We start from the raw sequence: 20,249 nt of genomic DNA on the forward strand, positions 1-20,249 counted from the left end.
ACGGGCGTCAACTGCTCTTTTTAGGCTAATCCGTCGTCGATGACGAGATGGCTCCACACCTCCAGGCTGCCTCGCCGCCTCGTCCGTGGCGGGACCGAGCTCATCTCGTTGCCGGCCGGCGCCAGCAGCTCGCGGATCCGCTCCAGTGAAAGCCCAGCCTGCTGCCACTTGCGGATCTCCAGGAGTTGCTCAGCGTGGCGCTGACCGTAATGCGGTCCGCGGCCAACCCCGAAGGGACGGTCCAGAAGACCGAGCTGCACGTAGTAGCGGACGGTTCGGCGTGGCAACTCGGCAAGGGCCGCCAGCTCGTCCAGTGTGAAGCGAGGGTTCTCAGTATCCATGCCGCAAAATATAGACACCAGAACTGATAATTTCTAGTGTCTATTTTATGCAGCGAATCGGGCCCAGCCTTCGCCTGCCAGTGCCGGGAGGAGTTCCGGAATGTCTGCTCCACGAAGCAGACAACTTCAAGTCAACAGTGTGGCTCCAAAAAATAAGCGTGTTGCCGCGATGAGATGGCGGCTACTGAATCGTTTGCTGGCCAGAGCCGGTTACCGCGCGCTGCTCGGGACCGTAACCTGGAACCACAATGAGACAATCAGTCGCATAGTGAGCTCGGGAGACGAATGTCGCTGTTACTGAGTGCCCGATGTCGCACCGGAGCCGTATCGGATACCCGCTTCTCGGAGGAGGATGGGTGGAGTGTCCCTCGCCCATTCGCCAAGCGCTGCTTTGTAGGCGCGAACGCCAGCCGCGCGCGTCGGGTATTAGATGCGGTTCTGCCGCTGCCGGTCGACGTGCTTATGGCAGCTCAGGGTCGTAACCGATCCGTCAGTCGCCGGACGGCGGGTGACCGGTATCAGGATCGAAGAGTCACCGCCTTTCGGGCGCTGGGTGACCGGTCCGGGCAGGTTGCGGGCATCTGCGAAGTATCAAACTGAACGAGGCCCCCGCATCCGCTGGGCAGATTAGCGACGCTGGAATAGTGTGGCAAGGATGGCGCGGATTAAGCCGAGACTGTCCGTTGAAATAGCATGAGCGACAACATCCGCCTCTCGGGCCGCAGTGCTTGCTCTCGCCGACACCGGCGCAGACGAGATCGACCGTAAGCTGCTTTCGCAGGACATTGACGCATTGAATCCCCGGATAGAGTCCGAATCGCCGATCGCCGACGACCGGATCGCCAAAGCAGCAAAGCAGCTCAAACGTCCGCCACAAGCGATTCGCGAGCGCTACGAGCGATCAGCGAAGCAGTTCGGCCTCAAGCTGGAGTGAACGGGCTCGTGGATCGAGAAGCTGTAAAATCGCGGCACCCCACGCGCCGTTTCATGGCTCGCGCCGAAGTGCGCGAGGGAGACCATTCGCCGGCGGGTCTTGCTCATCTTTGCGGCCGCGCCGCCGCCCCTCGACCGGCAGCGCTCGCGCGGACTGCCGTCCATCGGCACGACTGCGGAGCTGCATGATCGGGAGTTCGCGTCCCTTGCTGAGCTGCGCCCGCCCGGCAGCGGCGAGGACGGCACGGCACACCCCGAAACCGGCTGGCCCCAACTGTCGCACATGCATCTGCCCGCACCCGCCCGCCTGGCACGAGAGCGGTTAGAGCATCAAGGGGCTGGAGCGCCTGATGGGTGCGCTGCTCCAACTCGATGGCCAAACGGTCACTTGGTCCCAGCTCAATCCAGTTCGCCCTGAACTTGCGGGACCTTTAAGGTCTGTCCGCGGTTCCGCTCCTGCACGCTGGCGATGTTGCCGCATTCGGCGGGACCACGAGGCGCGACGAGACGCTGTCGCCGTCGCGTCGCGGCAGCATGCCCTTCCGAACGGATATGGTAATTTGGCGCTCGGTCCACCGCGACAGCTCGGAGGCGATGTTGGCCGGGACCGCCCCGGGCGAGGTGCCCGAGGACGACATCCAATACCTCATCGATCTCGGTCTCTGTCGGATGGCACCGGGTCGGGGCCTGACGATCGCCAATCCGATCTATCGCGAGGTCCTGCCCCGCATCTTGGCTTTTACGCCGCAGGCATCTTTGCCGCAGACCGCCCCGACCTGGCTGAATCCCGACGCGAGCTTGAACCCCGACCGCCTCCTGAACGCCTTCCTGGCCTTCTGGCGCCAACACGGCCAACCACTCTTGGGCAGCGCCGCCTAACACGAGATCGCCCCGCATCTGGTGCTCATGGCCTTTCTGCATCGCGTGGCCAACGGCGAGGGTACGCTCGAGCGCGAATATGCGATCGGCTCCGGCCGGATGGATCTGTGCTTGCGTTACGGGGCGGTCACGCTCGGCATCGAGCTGAAGGTCTGGCGCGACGGTGCGCACGATCCGTTGGCCGAGGGGTTGGTGCAGTTGGATGGGTATCTCGCCGGTCTTGGGCTCGAGGCGGGCTGGCTCGTGATCTTCGACCGCCGCACCGGCCAACCGCCGATCGCCGAGCGCACGAGCAGCGTGGAGACGCACAGCCCTCAGGGCCGACATATCCGCGTGGTGCGGGCTTAAACCGCGCTCAGCGCGGTATGCGATGCTTTTGGACGGGATCGGCCCCGGCAGGCTTGACGGCCATTGGAGTCTGCACGGTTTAAAACTGCCGCATCTTGATGTTCAGCGTCTGGATCCGGTAGGCGATCTGGCGCGGTGTCATGTTGAGCAGTCGCGCGGCTTTGGCCTGGACCCAGCCGGCCTCTTCCAACGCGGCGATGACGCGCTCGCGCTCGTCGAGATCGGGGTCGTTGAAGTCGATCGTGGAGGTCTTTGCGGGTGTGCTCGGCAGCGGCTCGCTTGCGAGCGCCGCCACGTTCAGGCCGGTCAGCTCGATCACGTCGCGGTCGATGATCCCCTGCTCGCTCATGACCGCGGCGCGCTCCATGCAGTTCTCGAGCTCGCGGACATTGCCGGGCCAGTCGTGCCGCATCAGGATGCGCAGGGCGCTGTCGGTGATCGAGAGCTCGCGCCCCTGCATGCGCGAGACCTTGTCCACGAGAAAGCGGGCGAGGTCCGGGATGTCCTCGATGCGCTCGCGCAGCGCGGGCATTCGGATCGGCATGACGTTCAAGCGATAGTAGAGATCCTCGCGGAACTCGCCGGCGCGCACCTCGGCCTCGAGGTCGCGATTGGTCGCTGCGATGACCCGCACATCGACCTTGAGCGTGCGACCGCCGCCGACCCGCTCGAACTCGCCCTCCTGCAACACACGCAGCAGCTTGGCCTGGAAGGCGGGCGTGATCTCGCCGATCTCGTCGAGAAAGAGCGTGCCGCCGTCGGCCTGCTCGAAACGGCCCTTGCGCTGGCTGATGGCGCCGGTGAAGGCACCCTTCTCATGGCCGAAGAGCTCGGACTCCAGCAGATTGTCCGGCAGCGCCGCGCAGTTGAGCTTGATGAAGGCGGCGCGGGCGCGCGGCGAGTTGTAATGGATGGCGTTGGCGATCAACTCCTTGCCGGTGCCTGATTCGCCCCGAATCAGGACCGTCGTGTTCCATTTCGCGACTTGGCGCACCTGATCGAAGACCAGGCGCATGGCGTCGGTGTGCCCGATGATGCTGTCGAAACCGTGGGTGCCTTTGACCTCGCGGCGAAGCTTGTCGCGCTCCTCGCGCAAGGCTTGCTGCTCGGCCTCGACGGTGCGGGCAAGTCGGACGGCTTGACCGATCAGATTGGCGACCATCTCCAGGAAGCGCGCTCGTTCCTCGAGCAGTCCGTCGGCGACGGGGGGCTGGGCTGCAAAGACGCCGATCGCGCTCCCTTCGCCGAGTCGGATCGGCACACCGATGAAGGGCAGGTCCGGATCGTAGAGACCGAGTCGGTCGAGGAAACGCGGCTCGTCGCCGATGCGCGGCAAGATCCACGGCCGATTGCGCGACAGGATGCTGCCGATCACGCCCTCGCCGGGCTGGTAGGCGATCCGGTCGGCGGCGTGGGGGTCGTCGGTGTGGAGCGCGCTGATCAGCAGCTCGCCGCGATCCTCGCTCAGGAGACTGACCATCCCGTGTCGAAGGCGTCCGCGCTCGTGCAGGACGCCGAGCACCTCGCGCAGGGTCTGGCGCAGATCGAGCGACCGGCTGAGCACGGAGCTCACCTCGAAGAGTGCGCTGAGTTGGGATTCGAGCAGATCCAGCCGGCAGGCTTGCTCGGCGCTGCCGGGGACGGGGAAGTCGGCATTCATGTGGGTTCGTGCAAGCTCAGTCGTCGGCGGAGACAGCAGTCAGTGAGAGGCGAATTCGGCAGCCATCGGTCATCTTCGGGTCGACCTCGATACTGCCTCCGTGGGCGTTGACGATCTCTTGACTGAGGGCGAGACCCATACCGGCCCTGCCCCGACGATTGCGCCAGCCGATGTAGAAGGGCTCGAACACGCGATAGCGGTCTTCGGACGGGATCCCGGGTCCGTTGTCTTCGATCTCGACCTCGACGGCCTCGTCGACCCGGCGGGTGGTCAGGCGCAGCTCGCGGTGCGCGCGGCCGGATTCGCAAAGTGCCTGAATAGCATTGTCGATCAGGTGCTTGAAGAGTGCGCGCAACTGGTTCTTGTGGCCCGGCAGCTCGGGCAAGACGTGCGCCGGGCGCCAGTCGACCACGATTCCCGTCGCCAACAGGCGGTCGGTTTCGAGCTCCAGGACTTGGCGCAGGAGCTCGTTGACGTTGACCATGACCCCGGCCTCGCGCGGCTCCTCGGGCAGTGCCGAGGTCAGGGTCGCGAGCGCCTTGGCGCCGGACACGCTGATCTGGTCAAGCATCCCGGCGAGCGTGTCGACGTTGCCGGCACCCCCGCGCACCATGGCCGCGGCGGCATTGATGACGTTGAGCGGGACCTGGATCTGATAGATGGCCGCGGCGAGCGCCTCGCGCATGCCGTGCATCAGCTGTTGCTCGGCAAGCCTGGCGCGCAGGTTCTCCAGATGGGCGCGCTCGATCTCGCGCCGCCGCGCGGTGACCTCGCTGGCCAGGAGCAGCAGACGCCGGTCTCCGGGGGCTTGGCGACCGAAATAGGTCCGAGCACTGGCGTCGGTCTCCTCGACAGGGGTCCCGGAGCAGGCGAACCAGCGTGGCCCCATCGAGCCCGGAATCTCGATGGCGACCTCGACATCTTTGAAACCGCGCCCCTCCAAACAGGCGGCAAAGGCATCCACGCCGAGCTGCTCGCTGACCGCCGCACGAAGGACATCGGCCGGCTCCTTGCCGCGTAGGTCACCGAACAGCTTCTTGTACTCCTGATTGTCCAGGATGATCCGGCCCTTGCTGTCGAGCAGGACGACGATCACGGGGGCCGCATCCAGAACGGTCTCGATGCGGGCCTTCTGTTGACGCAGCGCCCCCTCGAGCTCGTGAACCTTGGTCGCGTCGCGATGCATCCCGAGGAAGTACTGCAGATCTCCGTCGCGATCCAGGACCGGGGAGATGATCAGCTCGGCCAGATAGTCGACGCCCGCCTTCGTGCGGTTGACCAGGGTGCCGGTCCAAGTTTCTTTGCGCTGGATGGTTCGCCACAGCTGTTGGTAGACGCTGAGGGGTGTCGCGTTGCTCGAGAGGATCGACTCGTTCTGGCCGAGAACCTCCTCGCGGCTGTATCCGGTCAAGGTTTCGAAGGCACGATTCGCATAGAGGATCGCCGCTTTGTGGTTTGTGATGGAGATGGCTACGGGCGACTGCTCGACCGCCTCGAAGAAGAGGCGAGGGGGCAGCGGATCCAACGCATTGCCGCCCATCAGCGTCAGCGCCTCGACGACCTCGATCGGGGTCCCGTCGGGCGGGGAGGCCAGAAACTCGCCGAGTGCGTTGATGACGACCTGCTGGACGGTGTCCGGGGCTTCTCGGACCGGCACGGCGCTCTCCTGAATACGGATTTGGGTCAGTTGACGAAGCAAAGTTGATGCCGTCGGGCGTCAAGACGATCAGGCGGCTCCGGCCGGACCGCCGATCGATCCCTGTCGGCCGCTCCCACTCGATACCCCTGTGAGTTTTACGACATTCGCCGCGCAGTGCAACATGGATTTCTGTTGCCACCGCGACAGCCGGGATTTCGGCAGTCTTCCGGCGGGCATGTCGGCGACCGGCTCGGCGCGGCCTCAAGTCTCTGAGCGCTCGCCGATATTGGCCCGGTGATGGCGTCTCCGCGGTGCCCGCGGCTGTCTGCGGCGGACTCCCCGCGCAGCAGGCCCCGACACATGGCACTGCATTTGCTGAAGGTCGGACATCAAGGTTGGGACCCAAGGGCGTTCTCTCGATGGGCGAGTATGTCATGTTGATTCTCGGCACGGCGTTGGTCAACAACGTGGTGCTGGTCAAGTTCCTCGGACTCTGTCCCTTTATGGGGGTGTCGAACAAACTCGACTCGGCCTTGGGAATGGGCCTGGCCACTACCTTCGTCCTGACCCTGGCCGCGGTCGCGAGCTGGCTGCTCGAGTACTTCGTGCTCCAGCCGCTGGACATCGGCTTCCTGCGCATCCTGACCTTTATCCTGGTCATTGCCGCGGTCGTGCAGTTCACCGAAATGGCGGTGCGTAAGCTCTCGCCGGCACTTTATCAGGTGTTGGGGATCTTCCTCCCGCTCATCACCACCAATTGCGCCGTTCTGGGCGTGGCCCTGTTGAACGTCCAAGAGGAGCATGGGTTCCTCGAAAGCGTCCTCTACGGGTTTGGCTCGGCGCTCGGCTTCACGCTGGTCATGCTGTTGTTCGCCGGGTTGCGTGAACGCTTGGCGCTCGCGCAGGTGCCGGTTGCCTTCGCCGGAACGCCGATCGCCTTCATCGCCGCAGGGCTGCTGTCGCTGGCCTTCATGGGCTTTGCGGGGCTTGCGTGAAACTCCGGAACGCGCTCAGTGCGACAGGCAAGGATTGGTGCATCCCTGGGCGTCCGGTCCAGTCAACGGCCCTGGTGGGGCGCGTTCCGGAGGATGAACCCTTTGGGGATGCGGCTCACTGCATGGGCTTGGCGGTTTTCGAGACAGATGTCGAGAGGGTTCGGGCCGGGTTTCGGCAGGCAGTGGACTGCCCGTCCCTAGGGCACGGACCGGACCGCAACCGACACGACCGATTCTTATCCGAGATCAGAACACGATGATTGCAGCGATCTTCAGCCTCACGACACTCGGCCTGATTCTCGGCTGGCTCTTGGGCCTCGCCGCGCGCTACCTGAAGGTCGAGGGCAATCCGCTCGCCGAGCGGGTCGCCGAGCTCTTGCCCGGCTCGCAATGCGGGCAATGCGGTTATCCCGGCTGCGGGCCGGCGGCCGAGGCGATTGCCTCGGGCGCGGCCCCCGTGACCAGCTGTCCGCCCGGCGGCCGTGTCTTGGCCGAGGAGCTGGCGGGTCTCCTCGGGGTCAGCGTCGATCTGTCGGGCGTCGCCGACAAGGCGCCGGCGATCGCGCATATCCACGAGAACCTCTGCATCGGCTGCTGCAAATGCTTCAAGCGCTGCCCGACCGACGCGATCATGGGGGCCAACAACATGATCCACAGCGTCTTCGCCGACGCCTGTACCGGTTGCGAGCTGTGCTTCGACGTCTGTCCAACCGAGTGCATCGAGATGCGCCCGGTGACGCCCACGCTGCAGACCTGGTACTGGGCAAAGCCGAGCGCGCTGGCGGCTTGATCAAGGGCCTGAACCACAAAGGCACAAAGAACCCACATGAAACTCTTCAAGATCCGCGGCGGCGTGCATCCGCACGACAACAAGCACCTTGCGGCCGAGCAGGCGATCGAGGATCTGCCGATGCCTGCGCTGCTGCATATACCGCTGCAACAGCATATCGGCGCGCCGGCCAAGCCGGCCGTGCGTCGTGGCCAACGGGTGGCCAAAGGCGATCTGCTCGCACTCAGTCAGGGTGCCATCTCCGCCCCCGTCCATGCTCCGACCTCGGGTCGCGTGATGGGGGTCGGCAGCTACCCGGCGCATCATGCCTCGGGACTCTCGGTGCGGACCGTGACGCTGATGCCCGACGGCGAGGATCGCTGGTCGGACGAGATCCAGGGCGTCCCTGACCCCTTCGCCCTCTCGCCCGAGGAGATCTCGGCACGGGTCGCGGCGGCCGGTATCGTCGGCATGGGCGGGGCGACCTTCCCGTCGGCGGTCAAACTCAACCTGCGCACCCGCTATCGGCTGCACACCCTGGTTATCAACGGTGCCGAGTGCGAGCCCTACCTGACCTGCGACGATCGTCTGATGCGCGAGCAAGCCGACGCGGTCGTCGACGGGATCCGCATCATGGCGCACGCCCTGGGCGTGGAGCGCATCGTCATCGGCATCGAGAACAACAAGCCCGAGGCCCAAGCGGCGATGGCCGTCGCCGCATCGGTGGACCCGCGGATCCGCATTGCTCGTCTGCCCACGCGTTATCCGATGGGGTCCGAGAAACATCTGGTGCAGGCGCTGACCGGTCGCGAGACCCCTGCGCGCGGACTGACCGCGGACATCGGCGTCGTCGTGCACAACGGCGCCACCGCCTTTGCGGTCCACGAGGCGCTGCGTTTCGGGCGGCCGCTGGTCTCGCGCGTGGTGACCGTCAGTGGCGCCGCCATCTCCCGGCCGCGCAACCTCCGGGTGCCGCTGGGTGCGCGCGTCCAGGATCTACTCGACTATTGCGGCGGTTTCACCGAAGAGCCGACCGAGTTGATCAGCGGCGGTCCCATGATGGGTCAGCCCCTCCCGAGCACCCGGGTGCCGATGGTCAAGGGCAGCAACGGCGTATTGGCGCTCACGGCGGCCGAGGTCGCGCGGCACGAGCCCATGCCCTGTATTCGCTGCGCGACCTGCGTGCAGGCCTGTCCCTGCGGACTGGTCCCGCTCGACATGGCCGCGCATACCCGCGCCGGGGACCTGGAAGGCGCCGTGAGCCTCGGCCTGATGGACTGTATCGGCTGCGGCTCCTGCGCGTATGTCTGCCCGGCCCACATCCCGTTGGTGCAGTTCTTCAACTATGCCAAGGGCGAGATGGCTGCGCGCGGGCGTACCAAGCAGAAGCTCACCGAGACCAAACGACTCGCCGAGCAGCGCGCGGCTCGGATGGAGGCGATCAAGCAGGCCAAGCGCGAGGCCATGGCCAAACGCAAGCGCGAGGCCGCGGCACAGAAGGCAACCCCAGCGTCCACCAAAGTGTCCGGGGTCGAGCTGCCCGCGGCCGAGCAACCAGCGGCCGCCGCGGAGGCCTGAGATGCAAATCGAGACCCCGGCAGCACTCGCCGGCCCCTACGCTCACGCCCGCACCAGCATCCAGCGCACCATGGGTCTGGTGATGCTGGCGCTCTTGCCGGCGACGCTCTTCGGCTTCTGGCAGTTCGGCTGGCCGGCGATCTTTCTCTTCTTCGCCACCCTGAGTACCGCGGTACTTGCCGAGGCGGCCTGCCTGCGGATCGCGGGCAAGCCGCAACGTCCATACCTGCTCGACGGCTCGGCCCTGCTGGCCGGCTGGATCCTTGCGGTCAGTTTGCCGCCCTGGGCACCTTGGTGGATCGGTGCGGTCGGCGCCCTGCTGGCCATCGTGGTCGCCAAGCAGGTCTTCGGCGGGCTCGGTCAGAACCTCTTCAATCCGGCCATGGTGGCTCGGGTAGCACTCTTGATCTCCTTTCCTTTGGAGATGACCAACTATGTCCAGCCCATGCCGCTGTTTTCCGCCGATGCGCCGGGATTCCTGCAGAGCGTGGGGATCAGTCTCGGTCAACCGGGCTTCGATGCCGTCAGCGGCGCGACCCTGTTGAGTCACGTGCGCACCGAGCTCAGCCAGGGCCTCACCCTGTCCGAGATTCTCCCCGACATGGGTTACCTCTTCTCCGGCGCCGTCGGAACCATCGCCGGCAGCATGGGCGAGACCTCGGCCCTGCTGATCCTGCTCGGCGGGCTCTTTCTGCTGGCCAAGCGGGTCATCACCTGGCACACGCCGGTGGCCATGATCGGCAGTCTCGCGATCCTGGCGACCCTGATGAATCTCTATGACCCGGAGCACTATGCCGGCGCCCTCTATCACATCGTCTCGGGCGCGACGCTGCTGGTGGCCTTCTTCATCGCGACCGACCCGGTGACCTCGCCCGTCTCCAAGATGGGTCAGATCATCTTCGGGGCCGGCTGCGGCGTCCTGGTCTATGTCATTCGGACCTGGGCCGGCTACCCGGAAGGTGTGGCCTTCGCCATCCTGCTCATGAACGCCTGCACCCCCATGATCGACCACTATATCCGGCCGCGGGTCTACGGACGCGATCGTCGGGGCACGCCGATCGAATACGCCGACAACGCCGAGATGCGCAAATGACAGCCGTCGCCGAACCCAGCTATCGCAAACGCATCGGCTACCAGGCCGGTCTGCTCGGCGGCTTCACCCTGATTGCCGCGGCCCTCCTGGTGATGGGCGATATCGCCACGCGCGACACCATCGCGTTGCGCAAGGCCGAGGATCTCAAGGCGTCGCTGGCGGAGGTCATCCCGCCGGCGATCCACGACAACGATCTGCTGGCCGATCCGCTGACGCTCGAGGGGCCGGACGGGTTGCCCCTGACCGTCTACCGCGCACGACAAGGACTTCAGGTCACCGGGGTCGCCTATCGGGTGAGCGGAGTCGGCTATGCGGGCCCGATCGAGCTGCTGCTTGGGTTGGATGCCGCCGGAACTGTCCTGGGGACGCGCGTCCTCTCGCATGCGGAGACACCCGGGCTCGGCGACAAGATGGAGGTCGCCAAAGGGGACTGGATCCTGGGCTTCAACGGCTTGAGCCTCGGCAATCCGCCGGCCGAGCGTTGGGCGGTGAAGAAGGACGGCGGGGATTTCGACCAGTTTACCGGGGCCACCATCACCCCGCGCGGAATCCTCGCCGCCCTGCGGGGCGGGCTGGAGTTCTTCGCGACGCACCGCGACGCCCTGACCGCCTCCGCGGTCCTCCAGGTCGACAGCCCCGACGCGGCGCGCCCCGCACCGACCCAGCCGGGATCCTAGCCCTGCAGCACCTTAGCGCGAGACATTCCGCGAGATCATGGTACCGAGGCTCAGATGAACACAGCGACAGACACCAAGGATCGAACCCAGTGGGGCAAGATCGCCCGAGACGGCTTCTGGGACAACAACGTCATCCTGGCCCAATCGCTCGCCCTCTGCCCGCTCCTTGCGGTGACCGGGACGGCGACCAACGGGCTCGGCATGGGATTGGCGACCACCGCGGTGCTGGTGGCGTCCGGGCTCATGATCTCCTTGTTGCGTGGACTCATCACGCCCGACGTGCGTATCCCGGTCTTCGTCCTCATCATCGCGGTTCTGGTGACCCTGGTGGACCTTGGGCTCAACGCCTGGCTTCATGATCTGCACAAGGTCCTCGGGCTCTTCATCCCCTTGATCGTCACCAACTGCGCGATCCTGGGGCGCGCCGAGTCCTTCGCCTCGCGCAATCGGGTCATGCCCGCGGCCTTCGACGGGCTCATGATGGGTGTGGGCTTCACCTTTGCCTTGGTCCTGCTCGGTGCGATCCGCGAGATCATCGGCAGCGGCACCCTCTTCGCCAACGCAGCCTCTCTGCTCGGCGAGGGCATGGCGTTCCTGGAGCTTACCTTGATCCCGGACTATCGTGGTTTCCTGCTCGCGATCCTGCCGCCGGGCGGGTTCCTTGCGCTGGGCTTCCTGCTCGCGGGGAAGCGCCTGCTCGATACGAGGATCGCAGCGGCCAAGCGGATCCGGGCCACGGCCGGCGCGGCCGCCTGAAGCTGATCCGATCGCGTTCCGGCTCGCAGAGAACGCGTACCTTGTTTTTGAACGATCGAGGATTCGAGCAATGCACGTCGGTGTCGCCTACGCGGACAAATTCAAGCAGACCTGGCTGAAGCTCGATGTTCCGGACGGGAGCACCGCACGCGACGCGATCGAGCGGTCGGGTCTGCTGGACCAATTTCCGGAGATCGATCTGGCGGAGAACAAGGTCGGCATCTTCGGGCGCCTGATCAAGCTCGAAACCCGACTGAGCGACGGCGATCGGGTGGAGATCTATCGGCCCATCACCGCCGACCCGGAGACCGTCGAGCGACGCGACCAGCCCGGCGAGGACGACGCCGACTGAGCACCGGACGGGCGGCGCGAGGCGGCCCGTTGTCCTCGGTTGATTCGGTATCCGCCATCTCGTAGCATCGCACACAGGCTCTTCCGCCTTTGGCTACCACTCTAGGCCGGCGGAATCGATTCAACACAGAGGTTCGCCGTGTTCTCCAGGCTGACACATTGGATCGAGCAACGACCGGCGCTGCATCGCGCCGCCTTGCGTCTATGGCGACTCTTCCCGCCGAAAATGGCGGGCCTGCTCAAGCGCTTCATGGCCCGCGACTGGATCGTCGGCGCGGTCGGTGTTTTGGTCGATGCGAGTCGATCGCCGCCCGAGGTCCTTCTGATAGAGCACAGTTATCGTCGGCGTGGCGCCTGGGGTCTGCCGGGCGGGTCACTTGAATCCATGACGCAACGTCCGCGAGATGCCGGGGACGCAGGGCTGCCGGACGACGTGCTCGAGCGCACCATGGAGCGCGAAATCTTCGAGGAGCTCGGCATCGACGTGACCGGGATCCGCTTGCTGCGGGTCGATGCGATGCCGTTCGTGGAGGAGGAGCCGGGTTCGAATCGGCTCGATTTCTATTTCGCCTGCGAGCCCGCGATGGGCTTCGAGGCGCTGCGCCGGCAGATCGATTCGGGTGCCTTTGTTGCCCGATCCCCCGAGGTGACGAGTGCCCGTCTGGTGCCCCTGACCGAGCTTGAGCGCTACGACCTCTACTCCCCGCACGCCCGCCTCCTGCAGATCGATCTGCCGCGCTTGCGTCCCGATCTTGCCGTGTAAGAAGCCGGCTGCTTGGTGCGACGAGGCGGCCTGGTGCGGCGAGGCCGCCGTCAGCGGGCAAGCTCCCGATACAGGGCTAGATACTGATCCAGGATGGCCTCGCGACTGAAATCGCACTGCACCCGGGCATGGCCGCGCTCGGCGAGGCCGGCCATGAGCATCGGGTCGTTCAGGACCTCTCGAATCCCCCCGGCGAGCGCGACCGCATCCGCGCAAGAAACGGCCCACCCGTCTTCGCCATGCCGCACGATCTCCCGCGCCCCGCGAAAGTTGGCCGTCACCAAGGGCTTGCGCCAGGCCCATGCCTCCAGGATGACATTGCCCATCGGCTCCTCGTCCAAAGACGGGAAGACGACGAGATCCGCCATCTGCAGATAGGCCGATGGATCCTTCTGCCAACCGGTCCAGAGGATGCGTTTATCCTGTCCGACCTCGATCGCCTGACGATGCAGCGCCGGCCCCAAGGGTCCGTCGCCGACGATGATCAGACGCAGCGGTCGCCCCTCGATCGTCTCCGGGAGCCGAGCCATGGCGTCGACGAGGTGCCGATGTCCCTTGAAGCCGACCAGGCGTCCCAAGGTGACCATCACCAGTGCTTCGTCCGGGACGCCATGCCCCGCACGCAGCTCGGCCACCTGCTCGGGCGCCACCGGATGCACCGGCTCGGCAAAGTTGTAGATGTGATGGACCCGATCCGCCGGCAGGCCGTTTTGGATCATCCAATCGCAGAGCTGCTTGGTGTTGCCGATCCAGCCGTGGGCGTTGCGAAAGGGTCCGAGTGCGTAATAGCCGCCGAGCCGGGCGAGATGGACCGGCCCTTTCGACGGGCTCAGGTGTGTCAGCCGGGTGGCCCGTCCCATGTAGGTCTGGACGATGTCCGGGCGCACCCGGGCAATGGTGCGCGAGACGGCATCGCGCGAGAGCGGATCCCAGGTGGTGAGGAAGGGCAGGCGATGGACCTGGAGCGATCCGTAGTCGAGATCGTCGAGACCGCTGCCGCGGCGGATCGCGAGGTCGACGGGTGCTCCGCGCTCGGCGAGCGCAAGGCTGAAGCGGATCGCCCAACGCTCGGCACCGCCGAGGGCCTTGCTGGCGACCATTTGGAGACTGGATGGATCTGACATAAGCGACTGTAGCAAGGTCAAGAGGAAATTCGTTACCCCGGCCCGGAGCGCAGCGCAGCTTCGCGCGACAGCTCCCGATAGACCGCGAGGTTGCCGTTCACCATGGCGTCGATGGAGAACTCGCGTGCCATCAGGGCCTGTCCGCCTGCGCCGAGTCTTCGGCGACGATCGGGGTCGGAGAGCAGGGCCTCGAGCGCGGTCCTCAATGCCGCAATGTCGCCGGGAGGCACCAGAAGCCCGTTCTCGCCGTCGCGCACGGCCTCCGGGATGCCGCCGACGCGGCTCGCGACGATCGGCACGCCGGCGCTTGCGGCCTGGAGCAAGGAGACGCCGAGCCCCTCCATGCGCGCCGGGTGGACGAGGAGATCCAGGCAGGGCATAAGCTCGGCGAGGTCGTCGCGGAAACCGAGGAGCCGGACACGTCCGGTCAGACCCTTCCGGTTGATCTGTGCTTCGAGCGCATCCGCAAGCGGCCCCTTTCCGAAGAAGAGCACCCGCAGGCTCGGATAGCGATCCATCAACGGGGGCAGCGCCTCGATCAGATCGGCGTGCCCCTTGCGCTGAATCAGTTGGGCGACGACGCCGATCAGGAGGGCATCCTCGGGCACCCCGAGCCGGGCGGCGATCGACGCCCGTGCGCAGGGGCGGGCGTAGGTGGCGTAATCGACCGCGCTGCGCACGACCCGCAGCTTCTCAGCCGGCAGCCCCTCGGCAAGCAGCACGTCGCGAATCCCCTCCGAGATGGCCACCACGCGATCGAAGAGCCGGTACTTGAGCGCGACCAGCCAGCGCGGCTCGGGGTTGTCGACCCGGCGGGTGTGGATGACCGGCACGTCGCTCAGGCGGGCCGCGATGCCGCCCATGACGTCGGCACCGATGCGGCTGTGCAGATGTACCAGATCCGGTCGGCTCGCACGGATCAGGCGTCTCAGACGCATGACCATCGCCAGGTCCAAATCGCCGCGCATCCGAAGGCCATAGACCCGCGCAACGGGCGCAGCGGCCTCCGCCAAGGCGCATTCGGCGGGGCAGGCGAGCAGATTCTCGTGACCGCGCGCGGCAAGCCCGCGCAGCAGGTGCAGCACCTGATAGGACCCGCCGTAGAGGTGACGTCCGCCCTCGACATGGAGGATCCTCACGGCGCAGCCCCGAGCACGCCGCGGGCCGCGTCCAGGATTTCGTCGATCGTGATCAGACGCATGCAGGTGAAGGCCCCGTCGCAGGTCGGGCGACGTTTGCAGGGCGAGCAGTCGAGCTTGTGATACAGCACCCGCGCGTTGGCGCGGGTGGTGTCCAGATAGGGACAGGTCGAGCCGAAGAGGAGCAGGCTCGGGGTGCCGAAGGCGATACCCATGTGACCCAGGCCGGTGTCCACGCCGATCAGGAGCGATGCGCGCTCGATCAAGGCCGCGGCCTCGATGAGGCTGGTGCGACCCGTGAGGTCGACCAAGGAAGTGTCGGCGGCATCGCTGATCCGCGTCGCGGCCTCGCGATCCGCCGGAGCGCCGAGCAAGACCGGCGTCAGGCCGAGATCCGCCTGGATGCGCGCAGCCAGCGGTGCCCAACGCTCCTCGATCCAGTGTTTTTGCGGACGCGTCGTGAAGGGGCAGAGCACCGCATAGCCGTCGCTCAAATCATGCTCGGCGATGACCCGATCGGCGAAGTCTGCCTCGGTCTCGCCGTAATACACGGCCATCGCGAAGTCATCCGCCGGCAGACCCAAGGTCTGTGCCAGATAGAGATACTCCGATCCGATACGCCGGGGATCCCCGCCGCGCTGAACCGTGCGCGTCATCAGCCATTGGCTGCCCTCGCGCGAGCCCAGACCGATCCGTTCGCGAGCACCCGAGAGCCGGGTCAAGGCGCCGCTCTTGAGCAATCCCTGCAGGTCGATGGCGAGGTCGAAGCGCCGCTCGCGCAGAGTCGTCCGCAGTGCCGAGATACCGGACATCAGCTCGCGCAGTCGCCGCTCGCGCCACAGGCGCCGCCAGTGGCCGAGCGGACAGACGACGACCTCGTCCAGATCAGGATGTCGGTCCAGCAGGGAGCGATACTCGGGCTGCACCAGCCAGGCAATATGCGCCTGCGGATAGGCGCGTCGCAGGGCCGCGATCAGGGGCGAGGCGAAGACGATGTCGCCGATCGCCGAGAGCCTGACGACGAGGATCTTCACCCGCGATCGTCCCCCGGCGGCTCCGTCAGCTTTGCGAGACGGAAGCTGTAGGCCGCGCCGACGAGCAGGATCCAGAAGACCATCCAGTCGCTGCGCACCACGCGATAGTTGAACAGATTCCAGATCAGCACGAAGACGAGCGTGACCAGGAAGAGTCGGCAGAGATCTGCGGGGAGGCGTCCGGCGCGACATTCGTTGCCGGTCGAGCGCACCAGCGCCCAGACGAGCGCGACCGCCAGCAGCAAACCGACGCTGCCGAACTGAAACAGGGTCTCGGCATAGGCGTTGTGCAGGTGCGGCAGCCAATCGACGTTGTCCATGAGGGTGTCCGCTCGTCCGCTCGCGGCGATCCATTCGCGGCTGGTGCCTGCACCCCAGCCGAACCAGGGGCGTTCGCGCCATTTCTCGACGGTGAAGAGCAGGGCATTGACACGCAGGCCGACCGGATCGGAGGTCACCTCGGTCACATCGCCGCTGATCACCTGTTGCAGGGTGTCGGTCTGGTCGGTGAGGCGCATCTCGATGGTTTGATACTGACTCGACAGGATGACCCCGAGAGCGGCGGCGACCAGCAGGATCGGCGGCCAACGTCGGCGTGTCGGCGTTGCCGGCGTCGTCCGTCGCGCCCGCCATTCCAGAAGTATCAAGACCACCAGCCCGCCGAGGAAGGCGAGCCAGGAGCCGCGCGACTGCGACAGGAGTAGGCCCTCCAACAGGATCATCAGCCACATGGCCCAGAGCGTCACCGCGAGCCAGCGCCGCCAAGGTCGGTTGCGCACGGCCCAAAAGGCATGACGGGTTGCGAGGAGTCCGAGCGCACCGAGCCCGGCGAACATGCCGAAGGAGATCGACGGAAGGTAGGCATCGAACCGGGTCGAGAAGAAGGTGGCGTCGAAGGTCGCCCAGTCGATCTTGCGGAAAGTGGCGAGGGTGAAGCCCGCGAGCCCGAGCATCAGAATCAACCGAACCCGATCCGGCCGCCCGGCGGCCCAGTAAGCGAGGGGGATGAAGAGCAGCAGCTTTACCCAATCCGTCGCGTTGTCGATGACGGCCTGCGACAGCGCCGGGGTCGGCTCCGAAAAATAGGTGATCGCGCTGTGCACGGCGACATAGAGACCGAAGGCCAGGGCCAGCAGGGCGACTGGATCCCGCGCGAGGCGGCGCCAGGCGTCGAATCGGATCAGGAAGACCAGGCTCAGCAAGACCAGGCCGACGGTGGCCGGCGTGATCCCGAGCAGCCCGAAGAAGGCAAAGACATAGAGGCCGACGAGACCGGCGCGAGACCAACCGTCGGTCGGCGCGATACTCGGCTTGATGCGGGGCGTATCGGGCAAGGGCTGCGTCTCGACGGGTTCTCGGGATGAGGATGTCGCCTCGGGACGGGTATGATACGCGCGATCGCGCACTCGAGTGCACCGCTGCGCGGGCCACGATGGACGTTGCCGGCGGTGCATCGTCAGCCTCCGAAGCGCCGAGCTGCCCGCGTCGATCCGACCGCACTGCCCGAACAATTCGACATCCAACATAAGACTCGGCCCGATGCGACCGCCGTGTCGAGGACGCTTAATGCCCGTCACCCACTCGTCGAATCAACCCATCACCGAAACCTTGCCGAATTCGGCGTCGCGCCCGGTCTGTCTCTTCATCCCGAGCTTCGGCGACGGCGGGGTGGAGCGCATGATGGTCAACATCGCCCGCGGGATCGCCGATCGGGGTGTGCCGGTCGACTTCGTGGTCGGCCGGCGCGAGGCGCCCTTTCTGGACAGTCTACCGGCGACGGTGACACTCCATGCGCTCGGCCGTGTCCCGCTGCGGGAGCGACAACACTTCCTCGCCGAGTATGTCGAGCGTCGTCGACCCTCCGTTGTCCTGTCGGCCAAGACCGAGGACGATCGCATCGCGCTCGCGGTGAAGGCGGCCTCCTCGACCGATACTCGCTACTTCCTGCGCCCCGGCACCACCATGTCCGAGCGCTGGCGTGCGCGCGGGAAGAATCGGCTCAAACGCTGGTGGGAGCAGCGCGAGCTGCGGAGCCTGTTTCAGCGGGCCGACGGGGTCGTCGCCGTGTCCGAAGGGGTCGCAGCCGACATCGCCGAGGTCACGGGCATCGCCCCGAGCCGCATCCGGGTGGTGCGCAACCCCAACATCACGCCCGAGTTCTATGCACAGGCCCGGGAGCCGCTGGATCACCCCTGGTTCGGCACCGACCAGCCGCCGGTCATCATGGGCGTCGGCGGCTTACGGACCCAAAAGGACTTCGCGACCCTGATCAAGGCGTTTGCCTTGCTGCATGCGCGTCTGCCCTGTCGGCTGATGATCCTCGGACAGGGCCGCCAGCAGGGGCGCCTCCTGCGCCTCGCGCGGGATCTGGGCGTTGCGGACGACGTGGCCCTACCCGGCTTCGAGCCCAATCCTTACCGGTTCCTGGCGCGCGCCAAGCTCTTTGCCCTCTCCTCGCTCTGGGAAGGCTCGCCCAATGTCCTGACCGAGGCGCTCGCCCTGGGCACACCCGTGGTCTCGACCGATTGCCGCAGCGGACCGCGGGAGATCACCCGCGACGGCGCGTTCGGCGCACTGGTGCCGGTCGGCGATGTCGAGGCGCTGGCGGCCGCGATGGAAGAGACCCTGCGCGATCCGCCGCCGCCCGATGTCTTGAAGGAAGCGGTGCAGGAGTATCGGATGGACATCAGCGCACGGCGTTATCTCGCGGCCTTCGGGCTGATCGCCGAAGTGTGATCCGATAGGAGTCCGAGCCCGTCGAGGGATGTTTCCTGCCCACGGACAGGTACCGGTCACGGATGATTCAGCGGCCACGCCGGGGCCGGCGGCTTCACTTGGCGGCCATTGCTCTGACGCTTACGGTGTGAGCGGCATGAGCCGGGGCGTGTCGGGTTACCTCGACGCCGCGACGGGCCTGTCGTTCCAATGGCTCAACCGGCGCAGCCAATGTCGCTCCTTGACCTGGACGCGCTTCTACGCGTTTATCAAGCCCATACTCCCGGCGGCGCGGACCGTTCACGATCTCTAGCGTTCCTTTTCCCGCGCCGGCCTGGATAGACCGCTTTCGTCGGCTGATCGTCGCGATTTCCCGAGGCTCACGCAATCGTCACGGCGGGCGACAAATAGACATCCTGGATGGCATTCAGAAGCCGCACCCCTTCTTTCATGGGTTTCTGGAAGGCCTTTCGTCCGGAGATCAGCCCCATGCCCCCGGCCCGCTTGTTGATCACCGCCGTGCGCACCGCTTGGTGCAGGTCGTCCTGACCGGAGGGGCCTCCGGAGTTGATCATGCCGACCCGACCCATGTAGCAGTTGGCCACTTGGTAGCGCACCCAATCGATGGGATGACTGCCGGAGAGCTCCGAGTAGACCCGCGGATGGGTCTTGCCAAACCCGATGGCGGTGTAACCCCCGTCGCGGGTGGCCTGCTTCTGCTTGACGATGTCTGCCTCGATGGTGACGGCCAGGTGATTGGCCTGACCGGTGAGATCCGCGGCCTCGTGATAGTCGGTTCCATCGTGCTTGAAGGCGGCGTTGCGCAGATAGGCCCACAGCACCGTGACCATGCCCAGCTCATGGGCGCGGGCGAAGGCGGCGCTGATCTCCTGGAGCTGGCGCCTGGACTCGGCCGAGCCGAAATAGACGGTGGCTCCCACCGCGGCCGCACCCATGTCGAAGGCCTGCTCTACCCGGGCCCAGATGGTCTGGTCATAGATGGTCGGGTAGGTGAGCATCTCGTTGTGGTTAAGCTTCACCAGGAAGGGGATCTTGTGGGCGTAGCGTCGACCCACCGAGCCGAGCACGCCCAGCGTGGAGGCCACCGCGTTGCAGCCGCCTTCCATAGCCAGCCGCACGATGTTTTCCGGGTCGAAATAGAGCGGATTGGGGGCGAACGATGCCCCGCCCGAGTGCTCCACCCCCTGGTCCACGGGCAGAATAGACAGGTAGCCGGTGCCCCCCAAGCGGCCGTGTCCGAGTAAGGTCCCGAAGCCGCGCAGTACCCCTGGCTTGCGGTCCGACCCCATCATCACCCGGTCCACGAAGTCTGGTCCGGGTAGGTGCAGCATTGACTTGGGGATCCCCCGGCACGTGTGTCCTAAGAGGTCCTCGGCCTCGTCCGCCAACACACTCGCGACATCGGTCATTTGCTCTCTCCGTCGTGTCCGGTGA

The 20,249-nt window shown here is 66.0% G+C and carries 20 protein-coding genes; 12 read left to right on the top strand and 8 right to left on the bottom strand.

Annotated features, from left to right (window positions below; genetic code table 11):
- Positions 1–20: 20 nt before the first annotated feature.
- Entirely contained in the window at positions 21–341 is a 321-nt protein-coding gene (locus B4N44_RS06550; protein ID WP_296698256.1) for a MerR family transcriptional regulator, read from the bottom strand.
- A gap of 724 nt (positions 342–1,065) precedes the next feature.
- Here B4N44_RS06550 and B4N44_RS06555 point away from each other — a divergent pair.
- The 3 genes from B4N44_RS06555 to B4N44_RS06565 all read left to right on the top strand — a co-directional run bounded on the left by B4N44_RS06555 (position 1,066) and on the right by B4N44_RS06565 (position 2,501).
- Entirely contained in the window at positions 1,066–1,275 is a 210-nt protein-coding gene (locus B4N44_RS06555; protein ID WP_296698259.1) for a hypothetical protein, read from the top strand.
- A 533-nt stretch (positions 1,276–1,808) separates the two neighbouring features.
- Positions 1,809–2,153, top strand: coding sequence for a hypothetical protein (locus tag B4N44_RS06560; protein ID WP_296698262.1), 345 nt, complete (start codon positions 1,809–1,811; stop codon positions 2,151–2,153).
- Positions 2,154–2,180: 27 nt separating this feature from the next.
- Complete coding sequence (locus B4N44_RS06565; RefSeq protein ID WP_296698265.1) at positions 2,181–2,501, top strand: hypothetical protein; 321 nt, start codon at positions 2,181–2,183, stop codon at positions 2,499–2,501.
- Positions 2,502–2,580: 79 nt separating this feature from the next.
- Here the strand turns inward: B4N44_RS06565 and nifA are convergent, their stop codons facing one another.
- Together nifA and nifL are read right to left on the bottom strand one after the other, a co-directional pair.
- The gene (gene nifA, locus B4N44_RS06570; protein WP_296698269.1) at positions 2,581–4,161 is read right to left on the bottom strand and encodes a nif-specific transcriptional activator NifA; all 1,581 of its coding nucleotides are present in this window, start codon (positions 4,159–4,161) and stop codon (positions 2,581–2,583) included.
- Between the two features lie 16 nt (positions 4,162–4,177).
- On the bottom strand, positions 4,178–5,818 hold the full coding sequence (gene nifL / locus B4N44_RS06575) for a nitrogen fixation negative regulator NifL (RefSeq protein ID WP_296698272.1): 1,641 nt from the start codon (positions 5,816–5,818) through the stop codon (positions 4,178–4,180).
- Between the two features lie 401 nt (positions 5,819–6,219).
- Here nifL and rsxA point away from each other — a divergent pair, with 401 nt between their 5' ends.
- From rsxA to B4N44_RS06615, 8 genes are all read left to right on the top strand, one after another.
- On the top strand, positions 6,220–6,795 hold the full coding sequence (rsxA, locus tag B4N44_RS06580; RefSeq protein WP_296698346.1) for an electron transport complex subunit RsxA: 576 nt from the start codon (positions 6,220–6,222) through the stop codon (positions 6,793–6,795).
- Between the two features lie 256 nt (positions 6,796–7,051).
- Complete coding sequence (rsxB, locus tag B4N44_RS06585) at positions 7,052–7,585, top strand: electron transport complex subunit RsxB (protein WP_093037530.1); 534 nt, start codon at positions 7,052–7,054, stop codon at positions 7,583–7,585.
- A 36-nt stretch (positions 7,586–7,621) separates the two neighbouring features.
- Entirely contained in the window at positions 7,622–9,142 is a 1,521-nt protein-coding gene (gene rsxC / locus B4N44_RS06590) for an electron transport complex subunit RsxC (RefSeq protein WP_296698275.1), read from the top strand.
- Between the two features lies 1 nt (position 9,143).
- Positions 9,144–10,235, top strand: a complete 1,092-nt coding sequence (locus B4N44_RS06595; protein ID WP_296698278.1) for an RnfABCDGE type electron transport complex subunit D — start codon at positions 9,144–9,146, stop codon at positions 10,233–10,235.
- A complete protein-coding gene (locus B4N44_RS06600; RefSeq protein ID WP_296698280.1) occupies positions 10,232–10,912 on the top strand; it encodes an RnfABCDGE type electron transport complex subunit G in 681 nt (226 codons plus the stop codon). The genes B4N44_RS06595 and B4N44_RS06600 overlap by 4 nt, the downstream gene beginning before the upstream one ends.
- A gap of 54 nt (positions 10,913–10,966) precedes the next feature.
- Positions 10,967–11,668 (top strand): electron transport complex subunit E, encoded by a 702-nt coding sequence (locus tag B4N44_RS06605; RefSeq protein ID WP_093037542.1) that lies wholly within the window; start codon positions 10,967–10,969, stop codon positions 11,666–11,668.
- Positions 11,669–11,738: 70 nt separating this feature from the next.
- Entirely contained in the window at positions 11,739–12,020 is a 282-nt protein-coding gene (locus tag B4N44_RS06610; RefSeq protein WP_093037545.1) for an RnfH family protein, read from the top strand.
- Positions 12,021–12,158: 138 nt separating this feature from the next.
- Positions 12,159–12,782: an NUDIX hydrolase gene (locus B4N44_RS06615; RefSeq protein ID WP_296698289.1), complete on the top strand. Its 624-nt coding sequence runs from the start codon at positions 12,159–12,161 to the stop codon at positions 12,780–12,782.
- 50 nt (positions 12,783–12,832) lie between these two features.
- Here B4N44_RS06615 and B4N44_RS06620 read toward each other — a convergent pair whose 3' ends face one another.
- The 4 genes from B4N44_RS06620 to B4N44_RS06635 are packed head-to-tail and all read right to left on the bottom strand — an operon-like array spanning position 12,833 to position 17,413.
- Entirely contained in the window at positions 12,833–13,906 is a 1,074-nt protein-coding gene (locus B4N44_RS06620) for a glycosyltransferase (RefSeq protein WP_296698293.1), read from the bottom strand.
- Positions 13,907–13,938: 32 nt separating this feature from the next.
- The gene (locus B4N44_RS06625; protein WP_296698295.1) at positions 13,939–15,045 is read right to left on the bottom strand and encodes a glycosyltransferase; all 1,107 of its coding nucleotides are present in this window, start codon (positions 15,043–15,045) and stop codon (positions 13,939–13,941) included.
- The gene (locus tag B4N44_RS06630) at positions 15,042–16,079 is read right to left on the bottom strand and encodes a glycosyltransferase family 9 protein (RefSeq protein ID WP_296698298.1); all 1,038 of its coding nucleotides are present in this window, start codon (positions 16,077–16,079) and stop codon (positions 15,042–15,044) included. Before B4N44_RS06630 ends, B4N44_RS06625 begins: the two co-directional genes overlap by 4 nt.
- Positions 16,076–17,413 carry an O-antigen ligase family protein gene (locus B4N44_RS06635; protein WP_296698301.1) on the bottom strand — a complete coding sequence of 446 codons (1,338 nt, stop codon included), beginning with the start codon at positions 17,411–17,413 and terminating at the stop codon, positions 16,076–16,078. Before B4N44_RS06635 ends, B4N44_RS06630 begins: the two co-directional genes overlap by 4 nt.
- Positions 17,414–17,645: 232 nt before the next feature.
- On the opposite strand from B4N44_RS06635, the gene B4N44_RS06640 reads away from it, so the two are divergent.
- Positions 17,646–18,815, top strand: coding sequence for a glycosyltransferase (locus tag B4N44_RS06640; protein ID WP_296698304.1), 1,170 nt, complete (start codon positions 17,646–17,648; stop codon positions 18,813–18,815).
- A 359-nt stretch (positions 18,816–19,174) separates the two neighbouring features.
- Here B4N44_RS06640 and B4N44_RS06645 read toward each other — a convergent pair whose 3' ends face one another.
- Positions 19,175–20,224, bottom strand: a complete 1,050-nt coding sequence (locus tag B4N44_RS06645) for a class I fructose-bisphosphate aldolase (RefSeq protein WP_296698307.1) — start codon at positions 20,222–20,224, stop codon at positions 19,175–19,177.
- Positions 20,225–20,249: the final 25 nt, after the last annotated feature.

It is taken from the genome of Thiocapsa sp. UBA6158 (assembly GCF_002423035.1).
Lineage (GTDB): Bacteria > Pseudomonadota > Gammaproteobacteria > Chromatiales > Chromatiaceae > Thiocapsa.

Excerpts from the sequence above, each read along its gene's own strand:
- B4N44_RS06640 (WP_296698304.1), top strand. The coding sequence starts at position 17,646 with ATGCCCGTCACCCACTCGTCGAATCAACCCATCACCGAAACCTTGCCG.
- B4N44_RS06550 (WP_296698256.1), bottom strand. The coding sequence starts at position 341 with ATGGATACTGAGAACCCTCGCTTCACACTGGACGAGCTGGCGGCCCTT.
- B4N44_RS06605 (WP_093037542.1), top strand. The coding sequence starts at position 10,967 with ATGAACACAGCGACAGACACCAAGGATCGAACCCAGTGGGGCAAGATC.
- rsxB (WP_093037530.1), top strand. The coding sequence starts at position 7,052 with ATGATTGCAGCGATCTTCAGCCTCACGACACTCGGCCTGATTCTCGGC.
- B4N44_RS06600 (WP_296698280.1), top strand. The coding sequence starts at position 10,232 with ATGACAGCCGTCGCCGAACCCAGCTATCGCAAACGCATCGGCTACCAG.
- rsxC (WP_296698275.1), top strand. The coding sequence starts at position 7,622 with ATGAAACTCTTCAAGATCCGCGGCGGCGTGCATCCGCACGACAACAAG.
- B4N44_RS06595 (WP_296698278.1), top strand. The coding sequence starts at position 9,144 with ATGCAAATCGAGACCCCGGCAGCACTCGCCGGCCCCTACGCTCACGCC.
- B4N44_RS06560 (WP_296698262.1), top strand. The coding sequence starts at position 1,809 with ATGCCCTTCCGAACGGATATGGTAATTTGGCGCTCGGTCCACCGCGAC.
- B4N44_RS06620 (WP_296698293.1), bottom strand. The coding sequence starts at position 13,906 with ATGTCAGATCCATCCAGTCTCCAAATGGTCGCCAGCAAGGCCCTCGGC.
- rsxA (WP_296698346.1), top strand. The coding sequence starts at position 6,220 with ATGGGCGAGTATGTCATGTTGATTCTCGGCACGGCGTTGGTCAACAAC.
- nifA (WP_296698269.1), bottom strand. The coding sequence starts at position 4,161 with ATGAATGCCGACTTCCCCGTCCCCGGCAGCGCCGAGCAAGCCTGCCGG.
- B4N44_RS06645 (WP_296698307.1), bottom strand. The coding sequence starts at position 20,224 with ATGACCGATGTCGCGAGTGTGTTGGCGGACGAGGCCGAGGACCTCTTA.
- B4N44_RS06610 (WP_093037545.1), top strand. The coding sequence starts at position 11,739 with ATGCACGTCGGTGTCGCCTACGCGGACAAATTCAAGCAGACCTGGCTG.
- B4N44_RS06565 (WP_296698265.1), top strand. The coding sequence starts at position 2,181 with ATGGCCTTTCTGCATCGCGTGGCCAACGGCGAGGGTACGCTCGAGCGC.